General features: G+C 46.6%; 22 protein-coding genes. 14 read left to right on the forward strand and 8 right to left on the reverse strand.

The features are described 5' to 3' along the window. The first annotated feature begins 94 nt into the window (after positions 1-94). The 12 genes from pseB (at position 95) to AAHA41_RS05785 (ending at position 14,312) form a co-directional block, all read left to right on the forward strand. A complete protein-coding gene (pseB, locus tag AAHA41_RS05730) occupies positions 95-1,099 on the forward strand; it encodes a UDP-N-acetylglucosamine 4,6-dehydratase (inverting) (RefSeq protein WP_323070236.1) in 1,005 nt (334 codons plus the stop codon). After that, positions 1,096-2,238 carry a UDP-4-amino-4,6-dideoxy-N-acetyl-beta-L-altrosamine transaminase gene (gene pseC, locus AAHA41_RS05735; RefSeq protein WP_323070235.1) on the forward strand — a complete coding sequence of 381 codons (1,143 nt, stop codon included), beginning with the start codon at positions 1,096-1,098 and terminating at the stop codon, positions 2,236-2,238. Before pseB ends, pseC begins: the two co-directional genes overlap by 4 nt. Next, the gene (locus tag AAHA41_RS05740; RefSeq protein ID WP_323070233.1) at positions 2,229-3,074 is read left to right on the forward strand and encodes an aldo/keto reductase; all 846 of its coding nucleotides are present in this window, start codon (positions 2,229-2,231) and stop codon (positions 3,072-3,074) included. The genes pseC and AAHA41_RS05740 overlap by 10 nt, the downstream gene beginning before the upstream one ends. Next, the gene (locus AAHA41_RS05745; RefSeq protein WP_208736518.1) at positions 3,071-3,826 is read left to right on the forward strand and encodes a glycosyltransferase family protein; all 756 of its coding nucleotides are present in this window, start codon (positions 3,071-3,073) and stop codon (positions 3,824-3,826) included. The genes AAHA41_RS05740 and AAHA41_RS05745 overlap by 4 nt, the downstream gene beginning before the upstream one ends. Then, positions 3,823-5,112 carry an aminotransferase class III-fold pyridoxal phosphate-dependent enzyme gene (locus tag AAHA41_RS05750; RefSeq protein ID WP_208736519.1) on the forward strand — a complete coding sequence of 430 codons (1,290 nt, stop codon included), beginning with the start codon at positions 3,823-3,825 and terminating at the stop codon, positions 5,110-5,112. Before AAHA41_RS05745 ends, AAHA41_RS05750 begins: the two co-directional genes overlap by 4 nt. Then, positions 5,112-6,608 (forward strand): UDP-2,4-diacetamido-2,4,6-trideoxy-beta-L-altropyranose hydrolase, encoded by a 1,497-nt coding sequence (gene pseG, locus AAHA41_RS05755; RefSeq protein WP_323070229.1) that lies wholly within the window; start codon positions 5,112-5,114, stop codon positions 6,606-6,608. Before AAHA41_RS05750 ends, pseG begins: the two co-directional genes overlap by 1 nt. Continuing rightward, positions 6,589-7,641: a pseudaminic acid synthase gene (gene pseI / locus AAHA41_RS05760; protein ID WP_323070227.1), complete on the forward strand. Its 1,053-nt coding sequence runs from the start codon at positions 6,589-6,591 to the stop codon at positions 7,639-7,641. Before pseG ends, pseI begins: the two co-directional genes overlap by 20 nt. 107 nt (positions 7,642-7,748) lie before the next feature. Then, positions 7,749-9,038, forward strand: a complete 1,290-nt coding sequence (locus tag AAHA41_RS05765) for a DUF4910 domain-containing protein (RefSeq protein ID WP_208736522.1) — start codon at positions 7,749-7,751, stop codon at positions 9,036-9,038. Beyond that, positions 9,035-10,735, forward strand: a complete 1,701-nt coding sequence (locus tag AAHA41_RS05770; protein ID WP_323070226.1) for an HAD-IIIC family phosphatase — start codon at positions 9,035-9,037, stop codon at positions 10,733-10,735. The genes AAHA41_RS05765 and AAHA41_RS05770 overlap by 4 nt, the downstream gene beginning before the upstream one ends. Further along, on the forward strand, positions 10,728-12,422 hold the full coding sequence (locus AAHA41_RS05775) for a VOC family protein (RefSeq protein ID WP_342697310.1): 1,695 nt from the start codon (positions 10,728-10,730) through the stop codon (positions 12,420-12,422). The genes AAHA41_RS05770 and AAHA41_RS05775 overlap by 8 nt, the downstream gene beginning before the upstream one ends. Position 12,423: 1 nt before the next feature. Then, positions 12,424-13,677 carry a methyltransferase domain-containing protein gene (locus AAHA41_RS05780; RefSeq protein WP_342697311.1) on the forward strand — a complete coding sequence of 418 codons (1,254 nt, stop codon included), beginning with the start codon at positions 12,424-12,426 and terminating at the stop codon, positions 13,675-13,677. Then, a complete protein-coding gene (locus AAHA41_RS05785; RefSeq protein ID WP_208736526.1) occupies positions 13,674-14,312 on the forward strand; it encodes a class I SAM-dependent methyltransferase in 639 nt (212 codons plus the stop codon). The genes AAHA41_RS05780 and AAHA41_RS05785 overlap by 4 nt, the downstream gene beginning before the upstream one ends. 39 nt (positions 14,313-14,351) lie before the next feature. Here the strand turns inward: AAHA41_RS05785 and AAHA41_RS05790 are convergent, their stop codons facing one another. The 8 genes from AAHA41_RS05790 to AAHA41_RS05825 all read right to left on the reverse strand — a co-directional run bounded on the left by AAHA41_RS05790 (position 14,352) and on the right by AAHA41_RS05825 (position 22,798). Beyond that, on the reverse strand, positions 14,352-16,439 hold the full coding sequence (locus AAHA41_RS05790) for a 6-hydroxymethylpterin diphosphokinase MptE-like protein (RefSeq protein WP_208736527.1): 2,088 nt from the start codon (positions 16,437-16,439) through the stop codon (positions 14,352-14,354). After that, a complete protein-coding gene (locus tag AAHA41_RS05795; RefSeq protein ID WP_208736528.1) occupies positions 16,439-16,765 on the reverse strand; it encodes a hypothetical protein in 327 nt (108 codons plus the stop codon). Before AAHA41_RS05795 ends, AAHA41_RS05790 begins: the two co-directional genes overlap by 1 nt. Further along, the gene (fliS, locus tag AAHA41_RS05800) at positions 16,765-17,187 is read right to left on the reverse strand and encodes a flagellar export chaperone FliS (protein ID WP_041209323.1); all 423 of its coding nucleotides are present in this window, start codon (positions 17,185-17,187) and stop codon (positions 16,765-16,767) included. The genes AAHA41_RS05795 and fliS overlap by 1 nt, the downstream gene beginning before the upstream one ends. A gap of 23 nt (positions 17,188-17,210) precedes the next feature. Further along, the gene (fliD, locus tag AAHA41_RS05805; protein WP_323070304.1) at positions 17,211-18,611 is read right to left on the reverse strand and encodes a flagellar filament capping protein FliD; all 1,401 of its coding nucleotides are present in this window, start codon (positions 18,609-18,611) and stop codon (positions 17,211-17,213) included. Between the two features lie 25 nt (positions 18,612-18,636). Next, positions 18,637-19,062 carry a flagellar protein FlaG gene (locus AAHA41_RS05810; RefSeq protein WP_043851938.1) on the reverse strand — a complete coding sequence of 142 codons (426 nt, stop codon included), beginning with the start codon at positions 19,060-19,062 and terminating at the stop codon, positions 18,637-18,639. Between the two features lie 36 nt (positions 19,063-19,098). Beyond that, entirely contained in the window at positions 19,099-19,983 is an 885-nt protein-coding gene (locus AAHA41_RS05815; RefSeq protein WP_139731909.1) for a flagellin, read from the reverse strand. Between the two features lie 426 nt (positions 19,984-20,409). Next, positions 20,410-21,309 carry a flagellin gene (locus AAHA41_RS05820; protein WP_139731908.1) on the reverse strand — a complete coding sequence of 300 codons (900 nt, stop codon included), beginning with the start codon at positions 21,307-21,309 and terminating at the stop codon, positions 20,410-20,412. A gap of 586 nt (positions 21,310-21,895) precedes the next feature. Further along, a complete protein-coding gene (locus tag AAHA41_RS05825; protein WP_041209926.1) occupies positions 21,896-22,798 on the reverse strand; it encodes a flagellin in 903 nt (300 codons plus the stop codon). Positions 22,799-23,180: 382 nt separating this feature from the next. Between AAHA41_RS05825 and AAHA41_RS05830 the strand changes: the two genes are divergently transcribed. Both AAHA41_RS05830 and AAHA41_RS05835 read left to right on the forward strand, forming a co-directional pair. Beyond that, a complete protein-coding gene (locus tag AAHA41_RS05830; RefSeq protein ID WP_041209925.1) occupies positions 23,181-23,816 on the forward strand; it encodes a trimeric intracellular cation channel family protein in 636 nt (211 codons plus the stop codon). A gap of 92 nt (positions 23,817-23,908) precedes the next feature. Continuing rightward, the gene (locus tag AAHA41_RS05835) at positions 23,909-24,301 is read left to right on the forward strand and encodes a hypothetical protein (protein ID WP_323070305.1); all 393 of its coding nucleotides are present in this window, start codon (positions 23,909-23,911) and stop codon (positions 24,299-24,301) included. Positions 24,302-24,343: the final 42 nt, after the last annotated feature.

Here is a 24,343-nt window from a genome sequence, read left to right on the forward strand (position 1 = left end):
GCCATTCAGATCACATCAACCAATCAGCGTCTGCAAATGGCACAGAAAGTGCTTTAGAATTTTTCAAATACCAACCTCATCATGGGGCACCATCATGTTCAATGGAAAAACAATTCTGGTTACCGGTGGCACCGGGTCATTTGGCAAAAAGTTTATTGCAACCGTGCTCTCCCGTTACCAGCCTGCACGACTGATCGTCTACTCCCGTGATGAACTCAAGCAATTTGAAATGCAGCAGCGTTTCAATGACCCCTGCATGCGTTACTTTATCGGCGATGTGCGCGATGGAGAACGCCTTGATATGGCGATGCGCGATGTCGATTTCGTGGTACATGCAGCAGCGCTCAAACAAGTACCGGCCGCTGAATACAACCCGATGGAGTGCATCAAGACCAACGTTGGGGGGGCCGAGAACGTCATCAAGGCTGCACTTAACAATGGTGTCCAGAAGGTTATCGCGCTCTCGACCGACAAAGCGGCCAACCCGATCAACCTTTACGGCGCCACCAAACTCTGTTCTGACAAGCTCTTTGTCGCCGCCAACAATATGGCTGGCAAGAATCCAACCATCTTCTCGGTCGTGCGTTATGGCAACGTCGTCGGTTCACGGGGCTCGGTAGTTCCCTTCTTCGACAATCTGATCAAGAGCGGTGCCAATACGCTTCCCATCACCCATCCAGAGATGACCCGTTTCTGGCTGACCCTGCAGCAAGGGGTGGATTTTGTATTGAACAATTTCAAGCGCATGCGTGGCGGAGAGTTGTTCGTACCTAAAATACCGTCGGTCAGGATCATCGATCTTGCTGCTGCTATGGCCCCGTCGCTCAAGCAGGAGATTATCGGTATTCGTCCCGGGGAGAAGCTCCACGAGGTAATGTGTCCGGCAGACGACTCTTTCCATACCTATGAGTTCAACGACTACTACGTGATTGCTCCCAGTATCAGCTTCAATAGCCGCAACAATGATTTCAGCATTAATGCTCTGGGCGAAACAGCCACGCTGGTTACTCCGAGTTTTGAATACAATTCTCTAAATAATCAGCACTTTCTGTCGATAGCTGAACTACAGAGCATGAACCAGCAGGTGTTGTCCGAATGATCCCTTATGGCCGCCAATCGATCAGCGATGCCGATATTGAGGCAGTCGTTGCCGTACTGAAATCTGAATATCTGACCCAAGGCCAAGCCGTTCCAGCCTTCGAGCAAGGACTCGCCGATTATTGCCAAGTGCCACACGTAGTGGCTTGCAGTAACGGTACCACGGCACTTCATCTAGCCTGCGCCGTACTAGAGCTTGGCGCCAGAGATACCGTTTGGGTTTCCGCGGTCAGTTTTGTGGCCTCGGCGAACTGTGTTCGCTACTGCAATGCCAACGTTGACTTTGTCGACGTTGAACCTGCTACCGGTAATATCGATGTAGTAGCACTGGATAAGAAACTACAGCAAGCAGTGCTCACCCACACCCAGCCCAAAGCCCTGATTGCGGTGCATCTGGCCGGGCAGCCTTGCGATCTCGAAGAGATCGGTGCGCTCTGTCGCCAGTACGGAATCGTTCTGATCGAGGATGCCTGCCATGCACTGGGTGCCCACTATAAGGGGTCACCTATCGGTAGTTGCCTTCACAGCGATATGACGGTATTCAGCTTTCATCCGGTCAAACCGATTACGACCGCAGAGGGAGGTGCCGTCACCACTCGGGATCAGAAGCTGGCAGCCAAATTGCGACTCTATCGCAGCCACGGAATCACTCGTGATCCGAAAGCGCTGCTCATGCCCTCCCCCGGAGAGTGGTATTACGAACAGCAACTTCTTGGCTTCAATTATCGTCTGACCGACATTCAGGCTGCACTCGGGCTTAGTCAGTTGAACCGTCTTGATCAGTTCATTGCCCAGCGACGTGAACTTGCCAGGCGATATGACGCGCTATTATCCCCCCTGTCGGTCCAGCCATTGCAACAGAGTGATAACCGCCAGAGTGGTTATCACCTCTATGTCATCCAAGTAGCTAAACGCGATCAGGTATTTGCCCGGCTGCGTGCTGCCGGTATTGGCGCCAACGTTCACTATATTCCTATCCCAGCCCAGCCCTACTACCGTGGTCTGGGACATGATCCAGCTGCATATCCGGGCACGCAAGCCTACTATCAGGGTGCAATCTCCCTTCCGCTGTTCCCGGCTCTGACACACTCAGAGCAGCAACAGGTCGTAGATGCGCTGGAGCAGGCACTATGCGACTAGCTCTGGGCACGGTGCAATTCGGTCTGGATTACGGGATCAGCAATCACGACGGACAAGTCTGTGATGAGGAACTCGACGAGATCATTGCATTAGCTCGTCATGCAGGTATCGATACTCTGGATGCTGCGCAAGCCTATGGCAATGCCGAGCAGAGGCTGGGACAAAGAGATATCACCGGCTTCACGATCATCGACAAACTGGCGCCTGGGCTACCGCTGTCCGATGTTAAGGCCGCAGTCAACAACAGTTTACATTTGCTGGGGCGAAAGCGGCTCGATGGCTTGCTGCTGCACCGCAGCCAGGATGCCTCACCTGCCATGTTCGAGTTGCTCACCGATTTGCAGCAACAGGGCTCGATCGGAAAACTCGGGATCTCCGTCTACTCCCCGGAGGAGCTCGATGCCTGGAGCGCAGCTGGATATCCTCTGGAACTGGTGCAATTACCTGCCAATCTGCTCGATCAACGCTTTTTACGCACTGGATGGCTCGACAAACTGGTAGATATGGGTTGTGAAATCCATGTTCGCTCGCTCTTTTTGCAGGGACTGTTGTTGATGCAGCCAGCACAGCGACCTGACTATTTTCAGCGTTTCGCTACCGCACTTGAACGGTTTGACCAGTGGCATCCCTCAATGGCCCCGCTTGGCAGAGCCCTCTCCATCATGACGGCCCTACCACAGGTAAGCCGCTTTGTTGTCGGTGTTTGTCATGCCCAAGAGCTGGCCGCTATCGTTGCGGCCAGTCAAGCGCGGCACGAGTGCTACGAGGCCGATATCGCCCATCTGGCGTCTATGGAACAGGAACTTATCAACCCCGGACTCTGGAGAACACAATGATCCTAGGTATTCTGCAGGCCAGAACCAGTTCTTCACGCCTGCCCAACAAGGTTCTGAAAGAACTGCTGGGCGAACCCATGCTGGCAAGGCAGATTGAACGGCTGCAACAGAGCAAGCTGCTGGACAAGCTGCTGGTTGCCACCAGCGATAAGCCAGAAGACCGTGCCATTGCCGAGCTATGCGAGAGGTTGAATATCCCCTGTTTCTGCGGCCCTCTTGACGATGTGCTGCTGCGTTTCTATCTGGCGGCCCACCCCTACAGTCCGACCCATGTTGTGCGTCTCACCGGTGACTGCCCACTGGCTGACCCAATGGTAATAGACGAGCTGATAGCCCTCCATCTCTCGGGCAAGTTCGACTACAGCAGCAACTGCGGCAGTCCCAGTTATCCGGATGGGCTGGATGCCGAGATCATGAGTGGAGCGACTCTGGCAACCTTGCAGGAAAAAGCCACCACGCAGACCGAGCGGGAACATGTCACCTATTACGTTCGCTGTCATCCCGAGCAGTTTTCCATCGGCGAACTGCAGCGCTCGCCTTCGCTGGCCCACCTGCGCTGGACTGTCGATGAGCCTGCCGATTTTGAGCTGGTGGAGCGCATTTATCAGGCTCTCTATCCTGTCAACCCAACCTTTACGACCGACGATATCCTCGACCTGCTGGCGCAACAGCCGGAGCTGGCAACACTGAATACCCGGCACCAACGCAACGAAGGATTGGCTAATTCGCTAGCCAAGGAGAATCACATATGACCTCACGTTATCAACATTCACTGGCTCTCTCTGTTCGGGCGGAACAGAGCATTCCTCTTGGCTCCCAAACCTTCTCCAAAAGCCGTCTCTGTTTTCCCTATGGCGCCGCCCCACTCTTTATCGAGCGCGGCAAAGGTGCACATGTTTGGGATGTAGATGGCAACGAGTATCTTGATTTCGCCAGCGGCCTACTGGCCATCAGTCTTGGATATTGCGATCCGGATGTGAATGAAGCGGTAATGGAGCAACTCAATCTTGGCTCGATCTTCTCCCTTCCCCACCGGCTGGAAACCGAGGTCGCGGAACAGCTCATTGAGCTCATCCCCTGCGCCGAAATGGTTCGCTTTGGCAAAAACGGGACTGATGCCACCTCAGCCTGTATCAGGCTCTCCCGTGCGGTCACAGGCCGCGAGCGGGTAGCCGTTTGTGGCTATCATGGCTGGCAAGACTGGTATATAGGCTCGACCACCCGCCATTTGGGGGTCCCCGAATGCGTGAGAGAGCTGACGCACAGATTTGACTACAACGATCTTGCCTCGCTGCAGCGTCTGCTGGACGCTCACCCGGGCGAGTTTGCCGCCGTCATTCTGGAACCGATGAATGTAACCTGGCCAAACCCGGATTTTCTGCCTGGTCTGCGCCAACTCTGCAATGCCCACGGCGCGCTACTCATCTTTGATGAGACCATTACCGGCTTTCGCTACCACTTGGGCGGGGCTCAGAGCCTCTTTGGTGTAACACCGGACCTCGCGGCATTTGGCAAAGGCATGGCCAACGGTTTCCCTATTTCTGCCGTTGTCGGCCGCCGCCAATATATGAAACGGATGGAAGATATCTTCTTCTCCGGCACCTTCGGCGGGGATGTAATTGCCCTCGCCGCCGCCAACGCCGTCATCAAAAAGATGCGGCGACTGGATGTACCAAAGAGGCTCGCAGAGCGGGGACTGCAGGTACTGGATGGGCTCGATAGCTTGCTAAAAGAGATCGATGCACCAGCCTGGCTGCAAACCGCCGGACACCCGAGCTGGAGCTTTCTTCTGGTTGCGGATTCAGTAAACCACTCAACTTGGCTTCTCAAGAGCTATCTGATCCAGGAGTTGTGCAAGCGGGGGATCCTCACCCTTGGCAGCCACAATATGAATCTGGCCCACAGCGAACAGGATGTGGCCGTTTTGCTGGCCGCCTATCGCGACATACTGCCAGTACTCATTCGCCACGATAGAGATCTGACACTGGCAAGTGCGCTTGATGGCGAACCCATTCAGCCCGTATTCCGGGTACGCTGATGCGGTTGCTGTTCCGATGTGATGCCAGTACGACAATAGGAGCCGGCCATCTCATGCGGTGCCTTAGCATCGCCGATCTTGCCGCCAGCCGAGGTGATGAGTGCCACTTCTTCTGTGCCGATTTGCCCGGCTTTGATGGCGCTCAGGTCATTGCTCGCCAACATGGTCTGACGCTGCTTCCCGCACAACCTGACTGGCGCTCGCTCTATCGCGCCATCATGGGGTGGGGGGGCAGTGACTGGTTGATTGTGGATCACTATCAGCTGGATCGCCGTTGGGAGCAGCCGCTGGCTGCCCTCTTCCCCCAACAACTGGTTATCGACGATCTGGCTGATAGACCTCATGAAGCAACCCGCTTGCTTGATATGACACCATACCGGCAAGCTGCCGACTATGGCGAGAGCCTGTTTGCAGAAGTGCCGCTGCTGGGCCCTAGTTATGCGCCACTGCGACCAGAGTTTGCCAAACTACGGCCTGCCGCGCTGGCCAGAAGAGCTTCACATAGCAGGATCAAACGGCTGTTGCTCTCCCTGGGTGCCATGGACAGTGACAATCACCTGTCCCGCATTCTGCCCCAGATCGATCAACTGCCCATGCCTGCATTGGAAATTGATCTGGTATTGGCAAGCAAAGCCCCTCATATCGATGCGCTCAAAGAGGTCATGGCAAAGAGTCGCCATCACGTCAAATTGCACCTAGATACAAACAATATGGCTGAATTGATGCTGCAGGCCGATCTCGCCATCGGTGCTGGCGGAACCAGTTGCTGGGAGCGCGCTACCTTGGCTCTGCCTACACTGCTGTTCACTCTTGCCGACAACCAACTGGAAAATGCCGGACGGCTGGCGCAGGCAAGTGCAGTGATATGGCTTGGCGATCTGAGAATGCTGGATGATGAGCAACTGCTACAACAGCTGTTAGTTCACTGGCCCAATCAAGAGACCTTGCAGCAACTCGGCAAAAATAGCGCAGCACTGTGTGATGGCACGGGAGCACAGCATCTGCTGCAGAAGCTCACATCGCAGCAGCACACATACTGGCTGCAGCCAATCACAGAAGAAGACGCAGAGTGGATGTGGCAGTGGCAACAGGATGCGGTAACTCGCCGCTATAGCCGAAATCCCGATTGTCCTCCCCTTGGTGAGCATAAAATCTGGCTACACAGAGCTTTGCAGAACCCTCAGCGCTGGCTGTTCAAGGTTATGTCAGCCTCTGGTCCTTGCGCCGTCGTGAGGCTGGATGAAGCTTGTAAACCGGCAGGGTATAACGAAGTATCTATCTACGTTGACCCCGCTCAACATCAGCAAGGCCATGGCAAACGGGCCCTTAATCTGTTGCACCAGCTTTTCCCGTGGTTCACTTTTCACGCCTATATCAGCCCTGAAAACCAGGGATCTCTGGCGCTTTTCCAGTCAGTTGGATATCGGAGCAGTAGCTCACAGAACTGGTTTCATTTTTCTCCCAAGGAGACGTTTCATGCCTCAGTTCACTATTAATGGCCGCGAGATAGGCCCAAATAGCCCGCCCTACATCATTGCTGAACTCTCCGGCAACCATAATGGCCAGCTGGAGAGGGCACTGGCGCTGGTAGATGCGGCTGCCGATGCGGGAGCTGATGCCATCAAGCTGCAAACCTATACCGCTGACACCATGACAATCGACTGTGATCTACCGGATTTTCATATTCAGGGCGGTTTATGGGATGGCCATACCCTTTACGATCTCTATACCCTGGCCCATACCCCCTGGGAATGGCACCAGCCTCTTTTTGAACGAGCCAAGTCACGCGGATTGACCATTTTCTCCACTCCGTTCGACGAGAGTGCTGTTGATTTTTTGGAAGAGCTGGGTACCCCCGCATACAAAATTGCCTCATTCGAAATTACCGACCTTCCCCTGCTCAGCTACATAGCTCAGCAAGGAAAGCCGGTCATTATCTCTTCCGGAATGTCGACTGAAATGGAAATTGCCAAGGCCCTGACCATTTTGCGTGAAAATGGTTGCCCACAGATCCTGCTGCTTCATTGTGTCAGTGGCTACCCAACCCCTCTTGCCGATATCAATCTCAAGCGGATTACCCGCTTGGCAGAGACATTTTCAGTACCCGTTGGTCTCTCTGATCACACGCTGGGGAATACTGCCGCTCAGCTGGCAATAGCGCTGGGCGCTGTGGCCATCGAGAAACACCTGACCTTGGCTCGCGCTGATGGCGGCCCGGATGCAGAGTTCTCACTTGAACCACGTGAACTTAAAGAGCTCTGCAGCCAGGCAAAACTCTGCTGGCAAGCGTTGGGGTCAGGAGAAAGTGGTGACAACCAGGCTGAACAGGCAAACCTGAGATTTCGTCGTTCTTTGTATTTTGTTACCGACATTCCAGCTGGCACCACCATAAAACCGGAACACATCCGACGGATCCGGCCAGGTTATGGGTTACCTCCAGAGGCACTCCCCATAGTTATCGGGAAAATAACCAGAACAGATATCAGACGAGGTAAAGCAGTCAAACTTAATGATTTCATTAGTAAATAGCGATGATACAACACTATTTACAAGGAGTGACTTAAAAAAATATCGAGATAGCCTAAGTTAAATACTAACGATTCATCAATCAATTGGAAACAAAAGCAGGAATCCAAATGAGCACAGAGATTGGACAGCAAATGCACAAATGGATGCATGACCTTTTTCCTATTCATCGTAGCCTCACTGGAAATGGTGTCCGTCATACTCTTGACTATATTAAAAAAGAGTTACCAGAACTGAATGTTCACGCAATTGCCTCTGGTTCGTCCGTTTTTGACTGGACCGTTCCAGATGAATGGAATATTAAAGAAGCTTGGATCGCCAATAGAAAAAACGAAAAATTAATTGATATAAAAAATAATAATCTTCATGTAATGGGATACTCTATCCCTATTGATACATGGATGACCAAAGAACAATTACAACCAAATTTGTTTTCACTACCAAACCAACCTGATGCAATTCCCTATGTAACATCTTACTACAGAAAAAACTGGGGATTTTGTCTAACCCAAAATCAATACAATGAACTACCGCCTAATGAACCGCTTCATGTAAAGATAGATAGTGAGTTAGAACCCGGTCAGTTAAATTATGCTGACCTTATTATTCCAGGGGAGACCGAACAAGAGATTCTTTTATCTACTTATATCTGTCACCCGTCAATGGCTAACAATGAATTATCTGGCCCCGTTGTTGCTTTAGCATTGGCTAAATGGGTAAAGTCTTTACATCGTAGACGTTATACATATAGATTTGTCTTTGTACCAGAAACGATTGGAGCAATTGTATACCTAAGTAAACATATAGAACATTTAAAAAAGAATGTTGTTGCAGGGTATGTATTGACATGTTTAGGTGATGAACGCACATTTTCATTCTTGCCATCTAGAAAAGGGGACTCGATTTCTGACAGGGCTGCATTATTAGTGCTCCGAGACGTTGCACCTGACTTTATAAAGTATTCATACTTACAGCGAGGCAGTGACGAGCGTCAATACTGTAGTCCAGGTGTTGACTTGCCTATTGCATCTGTGATGAGAAGCAAATATGGCTGCTATCCTGAATATCATACCTCATTAGATGACCTTAACCTCGTGACGCCAACAGGACTTGCAGGAGGATTCGGTGTCCTGCAACAATGCCTCTTAGCAATAGAAGGCAATGATACATATCGAATGATTCAACCCTGTGAGCCCCAACTAGGTAAACGTGGCCTTTATCCACAGACAAGCACAAAAAACACACAAAAAATAGTTGAGAACATGATGAATATTATTGGTTACTCTGATGGAGAGAATGATTGCATTTCAATTTCAGACATTACCGGAGTGCCATTACAAGAATGCATAGATTGGTGTCGTAAATTAACTACTCATGGTGTTATGGAGAAAATTTCATGACTACATCATATGTTCCCAGCGCTACATTCTTAGGTAGTGCAAATTGGACTTTAGCGGCTGAATACTTAAAAAGAAGAACATCTGAGTTGTATTACTCTTCATGGAAGATAATTGACATTCCATTTGGGCAATACCGGATACAACTAACAGATGAAGAATCATGTTTAAGGAAAAACAATCCCAATATATGCATTTTTTGTGAGCGCATTGAAGATTTTCTGCCAGAATCCAATAGTCAATATGATGAGTCTCTGGACACAGAAATATATCAGCGTATAGAGGATTATATACTTTCTATTCGTGAAGCGAGATCTCACTTAGACGGAATGTTTTTTATCTTCGACTTTTCGCCAGCAAAGGTATTCGTCCAAAGTTTAACAGACACTGCATATAGGGATCACTCATCTTTAGCTAAGCTGGTTTTTAATGCAAACCAAAAACTTGTACAGCTATCCCGTGAAATCGCTGATTGCCATATTTTACCACTCTCTGCTTGTTTGCATTTTAAAGGGAGTGAAAATTCTTGGTCCCTAAAATATTGGTCTCTTGGACGCTTTCCATATACTCCTGAGTTTTCCGACATGTTGATCGATTGCATGATTAGCGCTCATCAAGCACTGCTAGGGAAAACAGCTAGAGTGCTAATTCTCGATTTAGATAATACTCTTTGGGGAGGAATTATTGGGGATGATGGGATTTCAGGTATCAAGCTAGGTTCGGATTACCCAGGCAATGTATTTATTGCGGTACAGCATGTAGTAAAAGCGTTAGCAATGCGTGGAATAATTTTGGCAATATGTAGTAAAAATACTGAAAATATAGCTTTACAAGCCATAAATGGTCATCCTGATATGATTTTAAGGGAGGATGACTTTCTTATAAAAAAAATAAACTGGCTGTCTAAATCAGATAATATTCGCGAGATCGCTCAGGAGATTGGGGTTGGTCTTTCTTCATTATGTTTCATTGATGATAGCCTTTATGAACGTGAGGAAGTCCGCAGCTCATTACCTGAAGTCATCGTACCTGAGCTGCCAGATGACATTACAGAATATGCTGATTTTATTGCTTCTCTTCCCTGTTTTGCTAGCATATCCCTTACTGATGAAGATAAAGTCAGAGGTACAAACTACAAGTCACGTCAACTAGCGCTCTTAGACAAAAATAAATTTTCCTCCAAGTTAGACTACTTAAAAAGTTTACAGATGAAGTTGTCTTTTACCCCTATTTCAGATTCAAATAAGCAAAGAATACTTCAATTAATCGCGAAGACAAACCAATTCAATACGACAACTAGACGACATGGTGAAGTAGAACTTGATCGCCTTCAGTCGAAGGGTTCACATATAGCCGCAATAAGTTTAAGTGATCGATACAGCAATAATGAAATTATTGGCGTACTTATTTTGCAACCACAAGATAACGATGTGCTAGACATTGAAACTTTCATTTTATCTTGCAGAGTTCTTGGTCGTGGTATCGAGACAGGAGCCCTTGTATGGGCAATGAACTATGCCAAAGCCAATGGTTTTAACGCTCTGCGTGGTTTATTTATACCCACAGAGCGTAATAAACCAGCCGCAGATATCTACTCTAAGCATGGTTTCACATTATCTTGTAACAATGAATATTACTATAACTTGAAAATTAATGATGCCATCACACCAGAGTGGCTAGAGGTTTCAAACGATGTTTAATTGTCACACAAAAAACAGCACATTATTGTCACATATAGGTGTTATATATATTGACCATATTGCTGTAACAACAACCAATCTAGAAAAAACACTAGCAGATTATATTTCATTACCCGGAGCTAGATTATGGAAAGGACCGAGTGTAAATACGGCTCAAGATGTGAGGTACGCATTCGTTCAAGTATCTGGAGGGGTAACGTTTGAGATCCTTGCCCCATTGAGCGAGAAAAGCCCTATTCGTGGCCATTTATCAAGAGGTGGTGGGGTATACCACATTTGTTATGCTGTAGATGATATAGATAGAGCACTAGATATAGCAAAAAAAATGGGGGCAACATGCATGGTTGCTCCAACACCAGACCCTGCATTCGATGATCGCAGGATAGCATTTATTTTACACCCAACTCATGGATTAATGGAGTTGGTAGAAGCTTATCCAAAAAACTATAAGCCATCATTCTCCAATGATTTAGATCATTTAGATCATTTAGATCATTTAGATCATTTAGATCATTTAGATCATTTAGAAAAAAAAACTAATAACTCAAGCTCACAAGCTAATGCAGAAAGACTTGAGCGTGTATTTCATCATTTAATGCCAATGCTTACACCTGCTGAAATTTTTAATGCCACTATAGCAAGTACTCCCCAGTGGGATTCGCTCATGCAAATAAGATTAATCATGGCATTAGAGTTAGAGCTAGACTGTAATATACCATCGACTATATTTGATGAGCTAACATCTTTCAGAGAAATATTTAATTGGATAGAAACAAATGTCCATAGCAAGAAAACTGATGTTATAACTGAAAAGAATAGTTTATCAAAAAATAAACTTATCAAAAAAAATAAAAGCGATGCACGGATATTGCAAAATATTATGGCATCTAGTTTGCGTGACTATGAAGGGAAGCCAGCATTAATTCATAGTGATGTATTATATACACAGCCTCTCATTGCAAACACAGCCGAAATATCTCCGCTTGAATTACATAAGGAGTTATTTAATACATTACCCGTTAACTGTTTAATCCCAGCTTTTAATTATCAATTTCCAAAATTGAAAAAGCTAGACCTGCGAACGGCACCAATAGAGGTTGGTTCGCTTAATCAGTATCTACATGAATGTAATTGGGCTGATTATAGATCGTTTGATCCAATGTTTTCTGTTTTAGGCCGTGGGAATGCTCCATTCCAACCAGCTAAAAAATTAGATGCTTTTGGTAGGGAATCTATTTTCTCCTACTTGGAGAAAGGAGATGGTGCGGTAGTAATGTATGGCGCAAAAATAAGCACCATGACATTTTTACATTATATAGAAAGCAAAATTGGAGGTGTTCCTTATCGCTATCAAAAATTCTTCTCCGGAGAACTAATTGATGATCATGGTATTCTCCATTGTATAGAATGGACCACACATGTCAGGCCATGGGGATATGACCTTGATTACGATTGGAGACTCGTAGAAAATATATTACGAGACAAAGGAGTGCTCCAACCGCTTGTAAATGGATACCCTAAGTTGGGTTTCTATGTAGATGCAAGAGCTTGTGTAGACGTGCTTATAAATGAGCTGCAGAAAGATCCATTAATTTTTCTAGATGACGCATCTCGAGCTTGGGTGGAACCTAAATTGAATGTACTTGGTCGCCCCTTTCTTCTATCTGACTTTGAAAATAAGGAATAACATGTATATAAAGAATATTGGGACTATTGCTTGCCCTGTATGTTCATCAACCAGACTACATTCTTTTCTTTCAATACCTGACTTTCCTATTTATTTGCATGCGGTAGGAGATGATGTTGAACAACTATATCGTGACCTAGATTATTCCTGTTGCATGGAATGTGGGCATGCATTTATCCCTGATTATGACATGGATATTTTAGAAGACATTTATCGACATCATTATTGGGGGGCTGACGCTGCAAATATCGCATACTCACAACGGAATGATTTTATTAATTTGTACCGCAAGGTTAGGGAGCTGACTTATCATGAGCACTTTACTGTTTTAGAAATTGGATGTTCTTCCGGGCAAATGCTAAAAGACTTAAAAAACACCTTCCCTAATGATACATACTTTGGATGTGAACCCAATATCGCAAATGCAACTATATGCAACAGCCTAGGCTTTAAAGTATCAAACAGTTTTTTCACTCATGAAAATTCCAAAAACCTCTTGTTTCTTAATAACAACAAACTTTTTGACATAATATATCACCGTCATGTGATAGAACATATTTTCGATTTTAATGACTTTTTTAAAGGCATGTCTAATATTGCAAGCCCGGAGTCTTATCTGTTAATTGAAACACCTTCTTTAGAAAAGAATTTAGATGGTAACTCGTTAGATCCTTTTCACCATGAACATGTGCACGTTTTTTCTCTCTCCTCTTTAATTAAATTGGCATCGACATTTAACTGGAAGTATAAACAATCCATATCAACCGAGTTAGGTAATATGGTTGTAGTTTTTGAACGTGATATTACCTCTAGTAATATGCTCAACAGTCACATCACGGAAAATATTATTCTTGCTCCAGATACTAAAAACTATTCTCGGAACATTACAACATGGCAAGAGCAACTGTCACATCATGTCGATGGCAAAGACTTGATCTTTTGGGGAGCTGGATCATATTGCACTCTAATCATGTCAGTATGCAAGCTAGAGCCAAGCAGAATAATAGATGGGAACATGAGCAAGGTGGGAAGCCGAATGCCTGGCTCATCTATTACTATTGAGTATGCACCTGATACTATATCATCATTAATTAGTCAAAATAACCAAAACTCATTAATAGTTATAACATCTGGCTTTCATAAAGAAATTTCATTGGAACTCATTAATTTAGGTTGGAAAGGGGAAACGCTGATTCCAGCGTTACTATTAGGACCACAAAAAAATTATTCTTCTGTAGATATGGATAAATCATGAATCAAAAGGATATCTTTATAAGACAAGAGGGGGACTCTTGGTATGAACGGAATAAACATGGCTACACTCATAAAAAAATACAGGACGACCTTGTTTTCAAGGCTCTACAGCAGGTGAACTGCAACCCTAAAAGAATTCTAGAAATTGGGTGTGCAAATGGATGGAGAGTATCTGCCTTATCTGAACACTTTAATGCCAGCGGGTATGGCATCGACCCATCACTCGCAGCAATTTTGGATGGATTGAAAGCATATCCAAATTTGCAACTGACTCAAGGCACTGCCGAAAATTTACCGGCAATAGAGCCTGTAGATTTAATCATATTTGGATTCTGTCTATATCTCTGCGAACCAAATGACTTATTCAAAATAGCGAGCCAATGCCATGATTTACTGCAAGACAAAGGAATAATTGCCATCGTAGATTTTCACCCACCTCATGGATACTATAGAAACGAATATAAGCATAGAGACGGTGTTTATAGCTATAAAATGAACTACAGCAATATGATTTGTTGGCATCCTGCATACCAACGTATTTTTGAGCTCGTTCAGAACCATGATGAAAGCTCCGATCTCGAAAAAGACTCATTGGTATCCGTGCAAATCATCAAAAAAACAAACGCTTTCTTATAGCCAAAAATAAAAATGCCGACATATCGTCGGCATTTTTCCCTATTTTCTAAAAAACTTCATCCATTCATTATCTACTAAATCAGTACTATCCATAGCCATGGGATACATATCTCTAGCTTTTTCTAAAAATTCTATCCATAAATTAATGGCAGGCGCCATCAACTCTATAGTAGTCTCTTCACCTTCAAATGAATAAAGTATAGAACTAAGAATAGTAAACACATAATTCATAGAACCAATCATCACTTGAGCTATATGCTTTTGCTGAGTTGAGGTTATTTGTGACAGATAACCAAAGTTACGCAGCATGAGCTGATTTATTTCGTTTCTTGATGAAAAACTTTGACTCCATTCGCCTACCATTTTGTTGACAAAAAAATCAAAAAAATTAACATCAAGATATGATTTGAAATCTTCTTTTGACAAAGGGATTGGAGCTGATAGCTGCGTAATTTGGTGAATCAGCTCAGCTTTATCTATGACTTGTGAAAAACTGATTTCACTATCAGGCAATGCTCTTGCTTTTGCAATTTTAGCCCCATCACTACAGTTAAAGCACTGAACATGTTCATTCGCAGCTAATACTTGTTCAATCACTCTTCGGGATGTATTAAACATGGCGTTGCTTATTACAACACCACCAAAGTTACCTTCATGCTGCCATTGGCTGTCTCCATACATTAAATCCCCAAGCACCTCAGCCCCTTCATCACTATTATAATAGGCACTAAATTTCGAGTGATGATGCCCTTTGTTTTTATAACCATTATCAAGGCCAAATAAATAGATATTTTTAAAACCAAGATGAATTGGCGCAGTGACTCCAATATTGCCAACTAAAGGATTCACCCCCCCCAAGGCCGCATATTTTTGCAGATATGGGAAATTTACATTATAGAGGATAACACCAGGCTCACTGCGCTTAAACATTAATACTGTTTTTTCAAACAGCGTAGAACAATAGGGATGGATAACATCTGTACTTAGGAAAAGTATATCTCTAAGATAATCTGGGTCATTCATATTAACCAAGAAGTCATAAACAATCTTAGTTCGTTCTGTCTCAACATGAATGTCTGGTTTTATACCTACTTTATGCAATGCAGAAATCGCGCTGCCACAAGAAATTAAAATTGCTTTTTCTTTATTCTTTTCAATAACAGGAAGAGAGGCATCCAAAGATGGACCATTAGCAATAACAAAAATTGGAGTTCGATTGTATTCAGATGGTATCTTATTATCCTGTATAAGGAATGGAACAGTTCGTTCAATATTATCAACTGTATGAGAAAGAGCTATCAGATTATCATCAAAAAAACCCCATCCCATCACCAGCAGATAATACTCACGCTGGATTCTCTCAATTAAACTTTTGATTTTATCATTTTGGTAGCCCCACATGATAAAGGCATTAGCGATAAGAAAAGAACCTCGGCTATGAATAGCCGATGCAAAATCATTAAAAATAGTATCTTCATCCTGGCCTAATAGGATATGTAGACCGAGGTTCTCTTTATGTAAATAATCAAGCAGAGGTGCCCAATCGAAACAGAAAAGAGATGCATAAAAAAGATCTAGATCTGGTTCAAAAAGAAATAGAGTGCCAATTTTGCATTGTTCATAAAGATAACCAAGGTGATACCCCAAACCAACCCCAAACACCAGTGCGGTAGGAACTTCAGTTGGCACTTTTCTTAATGGCTCTTCTCGAATGGAAATATCATCTAGATAAGCATTGAGTTTATTAAGATACTCAACGTGCATAAATCCGAGTGGGTTGGCTTCTTGACTAAATGAGAACTTGGATAAACCCCCTTTATCCATGAACTCTTTAACTAATGTCTCGCAGATAAGATACGGTTCATCACCATATACCGCGACATCATCATCAATCCAGGCCATGTTTGGTTGGCCATTTTCATTACAAAAAAAACGAAATGGTCGGATTGGTTGATATGACTCATACATGTCTGCAATATGGGGGATATATTTACGAAATGCAGCAATATTCTGTGAGAATCGAAGTGGCAAAGCAACCGACATGGCAGCCTCTTGCTCTGCACGTTCTTTTAGTCGTAAAGCAACACCTTCGGCTTTTTTCAAAATATCATCAATATTTTCCGACATCAGAACTCCTTGCTACTCACACTATTATAAATTTGCTTTGCTTTACTCGCCAACCCAATAGCAGATAACTCATTGAAAATGAGTTGATGGTGATCAGATGCCACTTTTTTCATGCTTTCTTCTTGTCGAAAAAGTAACGTAGCCAATAAACTGGCATCTTGCTTCAGTGAAGGTTCACGTTCAACGAGATACAGCAAACGATCAATCAAAGAAATTCGATAATCCATACAGACCAGAGCATCATCATAGCTTTTTCTGGCTAATAGATATTGAAGTTGCTCGTAATTTTCTGTGAGAGCTTGTTGCAAAGAGGCTAAAGTGTTCATTACAACTCACCCAGTTGCTGTCTCATCTGATAGCCCTGTTGTTTAGCAGAATCGGGTAACTGATCCCAGCCAGATTTTATAGTTACCATCAAAGCCATAACCTCTTCAATCGGGGCTGCATCCAATGCAAGGCTCGCGTCCCAAATTCGCTCATCCATATAGGAGTAGAGGCTATATAGATCTTCAGCAATAGCCCCTTGACTCATATCAAGTGCATCCTGCAAACCATGTAATAACCCCTGAGCTTTCGATACAGCGGTAGATTTCGCTTCCATATCTCGACGCTCAATTGCACCTTTGGCTTGAGCCAAACGTTCAAGTACACCTTGCATCATGAGTTGAATCACACGATGAGGATCGGCAACAGCCAAGTCAGCAGCGACACTGGTTGCCTTATATGCTTTTAAATTACGCTGGTACATCGCCTGCTCCTCGTAATATGAATTTATTTATTGTTATTAATTTGTAATGATTGCAGCGCAGCCGCAGAGTGATTCATTTTCGCCAGCAACGCATCCAAGCTGCCATATTGAGCACGTAGTGATGCTTCATATTTTACCAGTTGGGCATTGGATGTAGCTTGTTTTTGGTTCAAGCTACGCAGATCAGCATTTAAAACATCTGTACGTTGATCCAACATACCGCCAGACTTGGAATACTCTTTTAAACCCGTATTCAAGGTTGCAGCAATACCCTTTTCGCCACCAAAAAGACCAACAACCTGGTCAAAGTTTTTATCCACAGCCTCATCAAATTTGGTTTTATCCAGAGACAACTTACCTTTATTGTCCATCTTAATACCCACTTCGAAGATGGTTGAATAAGTTGTACTGGTACCTGCTTTATTTGTTACGGTATTAGCCATAAAACTGCTAATGGTGCGTGTGCTCGCATCACCAGCAAGCGCGCCACCATCATCTTGCCTAACTCCGCCAACGATACTATTGCGCTTGCCCAGCGCATCCATTTTATCTTGCAGTGCGTTATAACCATCAATAAACTGCTTTACCATATCCTGAATAGCAGTTTTATCCGTTGTTATTGCAACTTTGTTGGATTTCAGAGTCGTGCCATCACTTTCTTTATCGGATACACGCAAAACCGTTAATTTCAAATCCTGAATAGAGTCGTCAAATACATTGGTATCACTTTTAAGTGTATTACCATCAACAGTAATCTCAGCACTACTAGCAGCTTGCTTCTGGCTCATCACCGAACCTGCCGCACCTGTAGCAAAGATATCCAGCTCAGAATTATTGCCAGTGATCACCAAATCTTTGCCATCTCCAGATATACCGGAGTCAATAACAAATTTTGCCTTACCATCTGCCGTATTGACGATATTTGCACTAAGACCGAAGTTATCGCCATTACTATTGATACTTTTACGAATGTCTTGCAGAGTATCCCCTACTTTGACATCAACTTTGAACTCCTTGGTACCAGCTTTAAAAGTTAATTGACCGTCTTGAGTCACAAGTGGGGTGGTCGAACTGGCAAACTCACCTTCAACACGGCTAGTAGTAGCCAATTTATTGACGGTAATGTTGTACTGGCCATTGGAGCCACCACTTTTACTCTCCACCTTCATCACCGGATTATCTTTATCCTGGGTGATGGTAACGGCTCGCTTGTTGAAAGCGCCGGGTTTGCTCAAGGTATCGAGAATATCGGTGAATGCGGTGAGAGATGACTTCAACTGGCCTATACCTGATATGCTGATCTGGGTGCTGTTTTGCTTGGTGACTATGGGCTTCTGTAGTTGAGCCTTCTTGGCAGCCACGCTAGAGGCAATAACGCTCTCGAGATCCAACTGAGAGCCCGCCCCGGCAGAAGTAATGGCCATGTTATCTTCTCCTCATCAATTCGATTCAAATCTCGCTATCAAACAACAGTCCGCGTTTGGGGTTCGCCCCTGCTTCACCTTGTTGCAACGCCTGGATCCGCTTGTGGATAGCAATCAACTCTTCTGTAGGGATCTGGCGGATCACCGAGCGGGTATCAGAGTCCATTACCTTTATTACCATCTGGCCAGACTCCTGCTCCATGCTGAAATTAACGGTCCACCCTTGCAATTTGCCAAATTCCTGCAAGTTTTGTACCTGTTTTTCAACATCTGCCTGGCTCTGCACTTGTTGAAGCTCAGTCTCCTTTGGCTGCCCCTGACTTTTCTGCTGCACGGCCCCGGTATCCTCTACCGTGCCAGAAAGCAGTTGAGCGGCCACTTGGCCGCTCTTGTCACTTAGCTGTAAGGAAGCGCCATTGGCAGATGACAGATTGCCTATTTCGGTTGCCATCTTATCTCTCCCATCTTAGTCAGCCTGGTCCACTCATTACCCGAGCAGGGAAAGAGCAGACTGCGGTCTCTGGTTAGCCTGAGCCAAGACACTGGATGCAGCCTGCTGCAGAATATTCTGCTTGGTCATGTTGGCTGTTTCGGTTGCGAAGTCCGCATCACGGATACGAGAGCGTGCAGCACTGACGTTTTCCGAGATATTGGCCTGGTTACGAATAGTAGAATCCAAGCGGTTTTGCACTGCACCGAGCTCGGCTCGCTTGCTGTCAACAATTCCAAGCATGGCATCAACAGCACCCAGCACATCTTGAGCATTGCTCTGTGAGCTGATACTGATACCACCGACTGTAGAGCCGCTTGTAAAGATACTCGCTACAGCCGCACCACCGGCAGCAGTTACCGCAGCAGCAATACCTGAAATACTGAAACCAGCGGCTTGGGTCAAACTGAAACTAATGGTCTGGTTGGCATCAGCACCGACCTGAAAGCTGCCCGCAAAAGTCCCGTCCAGCAACTTGGTACCAGCAAAGCTGGTATCTTTGGAAATCCGGTTGATTTCAGCACCCAGCTGATCAACTTCTTTTTGCAACGCTTCACGATCCTTGGCTGAGTTGGAACCGTTGGCAGATTGCTGAGACAAGGTACGCATGCGCTGCAGCATACCGGTCACTTCATCCATCGCCCCTTCTGCCGTTTGTGCCAGAGAGATACCATCGTTGGCGTTACGGTTACCCTGATCCAGACCGTTGATCTGGGAGGTCAGACGGTTGGAAATCTGCAACCCTGCAGCATCATCTTTTGCGCTGTTGATGCGCAGACCGGATGCCAGACGCGTATACGAAGTATCCAAAGATTTGGTGGTATTCATCAAATTACGCTGAGCGTTCAGTGATGACGTGTTGGTGTTAATGAACATGGCCATAATAAATTCTCCCGAAGAACATGCGACTGCGGGTTGCGCTGCCAAAGCTGACAACGGCCCACCGTAGAAGAGGAGGTTGAACGAGCCTCTCTCTTCTGGCGGGTATCTGTTTGAACGGACAGGCTACCCGCAGCTATGCAAACGTTGGATTCCGAACACCCCTCGATTGCCTCATCCTCTTTAACGGCAGTAAAGATGCAACCTTTAGAAAAATAATGTGCACAACGGCAGATAATCTGACGCATCTGATTTCAAACGTTAAGAATGAAACATCGCCTAAAGTGAGTAGCCAAAACTTTGACGCCAGTGCGCTTGGGCAAAAGAGGGGGCTGAAAATGTGTCCTGATTCGGAATGCATAGAAGATAAAAAACAAAAAAGCGGCCTAAAGAGGCCGCTTTCTCATACTTGATGAAGCTCTGACATTGTTATCCCAACAGTGACAATGCAGATTGCGGACGTTGGTTGGCCTGAGCCAAGACGCTGGACGCAGCCTGTTGCAGGATATTCTGCTTGGTCATATTGGCTGTCTCGGTAGCAAAGTCCGCATCACGGATGCGAGAGCGTGCTGCGTTGACGTTTTCCGAGATATTGGCCTGGTTGCGGATAGTCGAATCCAGACGGTTTTGCACCGCACCAAGTTCGGCTCGCTTGCCATCTACCACAGCTAGCATTGCATCGGTTGCGGCAAGCACGTTTTGTGCATTACTCTGGCTACTGATGCTGATCCCACCAGCACTGCCGCCAACAAAGATCGCTGACAGCAACACCGTTGCACCTGTAGCAGTAGTGATAGAGGTGTTAGCTGCAGCTGAGATTCCCGAAATGCTGAAGCCATCAGCTTGGGTCAGGCTGAACCCGATAGTCTGGTTAGCATCGGCACCAACCTGAAAACTGCCGGCAAAAGAACCATTCAGCAGTTTAGTACCAGCAAAGCTGGTATCTGTGGAGATACGGTTAATCTCCGAACCGAGTTGATCTACTTCTTTTTGCAGCGCTTCGCGATCTTTGGCTGAGTTGGAACCGTTGGCGGATTGTTGAGCCAAGGTACGCATGCGCTGGAGCATACCGGTCACTTCATCCATAGCTCCTTCTGCCGTTTGTGACAGAGAGATACCGTCGTTGGCGTTACGGTTGCCCTGATCCAGACCGTTGATCTGGGAGGTCAGACGGTTGGAAATCTGCAAACCCGCCGCATCATCTTTTGCGCTGTTGATCCGCAAACCGGATGCCAGACGGGTGTACGAGGTATCCAGAGATTTGGTGGTATTCATCAAATTACGCTGGGCGTTCAGTGATGACGTGTTGGTGTTAATGTACATGGCCATAATAAATTCTCCCGAAGAACATGCGACTGCGGGTTTCGTCACCATTACTGCATGACGGCCCACCGTAGAAGAGAAGGTTGAACAGACCTTTCTCTTCTGGCGGGTATCTGTTTGAACGGACAGGCTACCCGCAGCTATGCAAACGTTGGATTCCGAACACCCCTCGATTGCGTCATCTTTTTAGCGGCAGAATTTAGCCAAGCTTTAGGAAAATTGTTGCCGTTAGCGGCAAGCCTTCTCCGGTGAGGGATAACATACTCAATCGCCCCACCCTCTATGGGGGAGCCTTCCAGCCAAGCCTAATAGATGAGCCTGAGGAAATATAATTTTGGCATGATGTATGCAGATATTGGGAGGAGTGACGCCAATTTGGCGACACAATAAAAAATGGCCGGAGAACCGGCCGAAAAATGAGCATATGCTCAGGAGAATATGACCAAGCGTGACAGAACTGAACAGCTGGACAACACTTGGCATTACTAGTAGAGAATTATATCTCTCCCGATAGAACAGAGTGCGAACCCGAACACCCCTTTGTTCCATCTCTTGACCAGGGCGGCCTGAACAACCGCCCTGTTTTCTTTTGTTAGCCTTGCAGCAGTTGCAGTGCTGACTGAGGTCTCTGGTTAGCCTGTGACAGGATACTGGAAGCTGCCTGCTGCAGGATATTCTGCTTGGTCATATTGGCAGTTTCGATCGCGAAGTCAGCATCACGGATACGTGAACGAGCTGCACTGACGTTTTCCGAAATATTAGCCTGGTTGCGAATGGTTGAGTCCATACGGTTTTGTACTGCACCGAGCTCGGCTCGCTTACCATCTACTATTGCGAGCATGGCGTCTGTGGCAGCAAGCACGTTTTGTGCATTACTCTGACTGCTGATACTGATCCCGCCAGCGCTACCACCGACAAAGATGGCTGACAGCAGCACGGTTGCACCAGTAGCTGTAGTGATTGATGTATTCGCGGCGGCTGCGATCCCCGAGATACTAAAGCCATCTGCTTGCGACAGGCTAAAGCTGATGGTCTGGTTGGCATCGGCACCGACCTGGAAAGTTCCGCCGAAAGAGCCATCCAGCAGTTTGGTACCGGCAAAGGTGGTCGAGGTCGAGATACGGTTGATCTCTGCCCCCAGCTGATCCACCTCTTTCTGCAAGGCATCACGATCCTTGGCAGAGTTGGAGCCGTTGGCTGATTGCTGGGACAGGGTACGCATGCGCTGCAGCATTCCGGTCACTTCATCCATTGCCCCTTCGGCAGTTTGTGCCAAGGAGATGCCATCGTTGGCGTTGCGGTTACCTTGATCCAGACCGTTGATCTGGGAGGTCAGGCGGTTGGAGATTTGCAGACCCGCCGCATCATCTTTTGCGCTGTTGATGCGCAGGCCGGAAGCCAGACGAGTATAGGAAGTATCCAGTGATTTGGTCGCATTCATCATGTTACGCTGAGCGTTGAGTGATGAAACGTTAGTGTTGATAAAAAGGCCCATGACTATTCTCCTAAGCTATTAAATTTACTCTTCTATTTGCTCGAGCTTTATTATGTTTCGTGCCCGATGCGTCTTATTTAACGGCTCGTTTTTCGATGTCTTTAGCATTTTTTTCAACGCTTCATCGCATTAACGCCGCTTACCCTATTTATCGGCATGTCATCGATTAACTTAAGAAAAAAAACGCCACTTGAGTGAAGATGGGAAAGCCTGTATCAACGCGCCCCTCGCAGCACCACAAGCAGCCCATACGACACCGACGATTCTAGGAAGAGGAAAAAAATCGGGGCAGACTCGCAATTTTGCCCGCTGCATCTTGGCGGTTGACGCCGCCAGCCCCTAAAATCGCCGCCCCATCAACAATTTGACGTGAGTTGTTTCCATGCAGACAGTGGTTGAGCAGCTTGTTTACATCAGCGACATGTTTGGTACTGCTGTATTCGCGTTTTCAGGGGTTCTGGTGGCGGGCCGGCTCAGAATGGACGGATTTGGCGTCATGGTTTTGGCGGCAGTCACGGCCATCGGTGGCGGTACCATTCGCGATATGATCCTTGGGGCTACCCCGGTATTCTGGGTGCGCGACCCTCTCTACATCTGGGTGGTCATTGCAACGGCCCTCATTGGTATGTGGATGGTCAAGCTGCCGCGACGCATGCCCTGGTATGTCTTGCCGGTAGCCGATGCCTTTGGGCTCGCCCTCTTCACGGTGATCGGCGCCCAGAAAGCCCTCAACTTTGGTACTTCGGGACTAATCGCTGTGTTGATGGGCACCATGACCGGGGTAGCTGGCGGCATGATCCGCGATGTACTGGCCCGGGAAGTGCCCATGGTGCTGCAAAAAGAGATCTATGCCACAGCCTGTATCCTCGGCGGCATTCTCTACACGCTGGCACTGGAGGCCGATATGGATCGGGTCACCGCCATGCTTATCTGCATGAGCGCCGTATTTGGCCTGCGGGTTGCTGCCATTTATTGGCATCTCTCCCTGCCCACCTTCTCGCTACAGCGCAGCAATTGAGCGAAGCCCCGCACAGTGTGCGGGGCTTCGCGTTGAACCAAACGCGCTTTTCTGTTGTCATACAACACAGTTGTTGTTAGCCGGAACTTCTCATGCAAAAGATCGGAATGTTCGCCACGCTCTTTCTCACCAGCGTGACGGCACTTCATGCCGAGGCACAGGCGGTGTTTGGTCGATTGGCCTCGGCGCCAGTACAGCAGTTCAATCAGGTAATACGTCAGGCCAGCAACGAGCGGCAAGGCTGGGTCAATGACTATCGGGAAGTGGCGCTGCGCTTTGTCGGCCATGGCGACATGACCAGTCGTATCCACGCCCAGCAGCTGGATAACGATCTGGTGCTCTCTGTCGCACTGGATGGCACGCACAGCGACATGCTCTATATCCTGACCCTCTATCGCAGCAATAATCTCTGGCAGATGCGAGAAGCCGAGATGGGCTGGCGCTGTCAGGGACAGGACTCCTTCACCCCGGTCCCCTGCCCCTGATGGGCATGACAAACTGGTGAAATAAAAAAATCCGGCACACTG

Origin of the sequence: Aeromonas sp. SER (genome assembly GCF_038739615.1) — a bacterium.
Classification (GTDB): domain Bacteria; phylum Pseudomonadota; class Gammaproteobacteria; order Enterobacterales; family Aeromonadaceae; genus Aeromonas; species Aeromonas jandaei.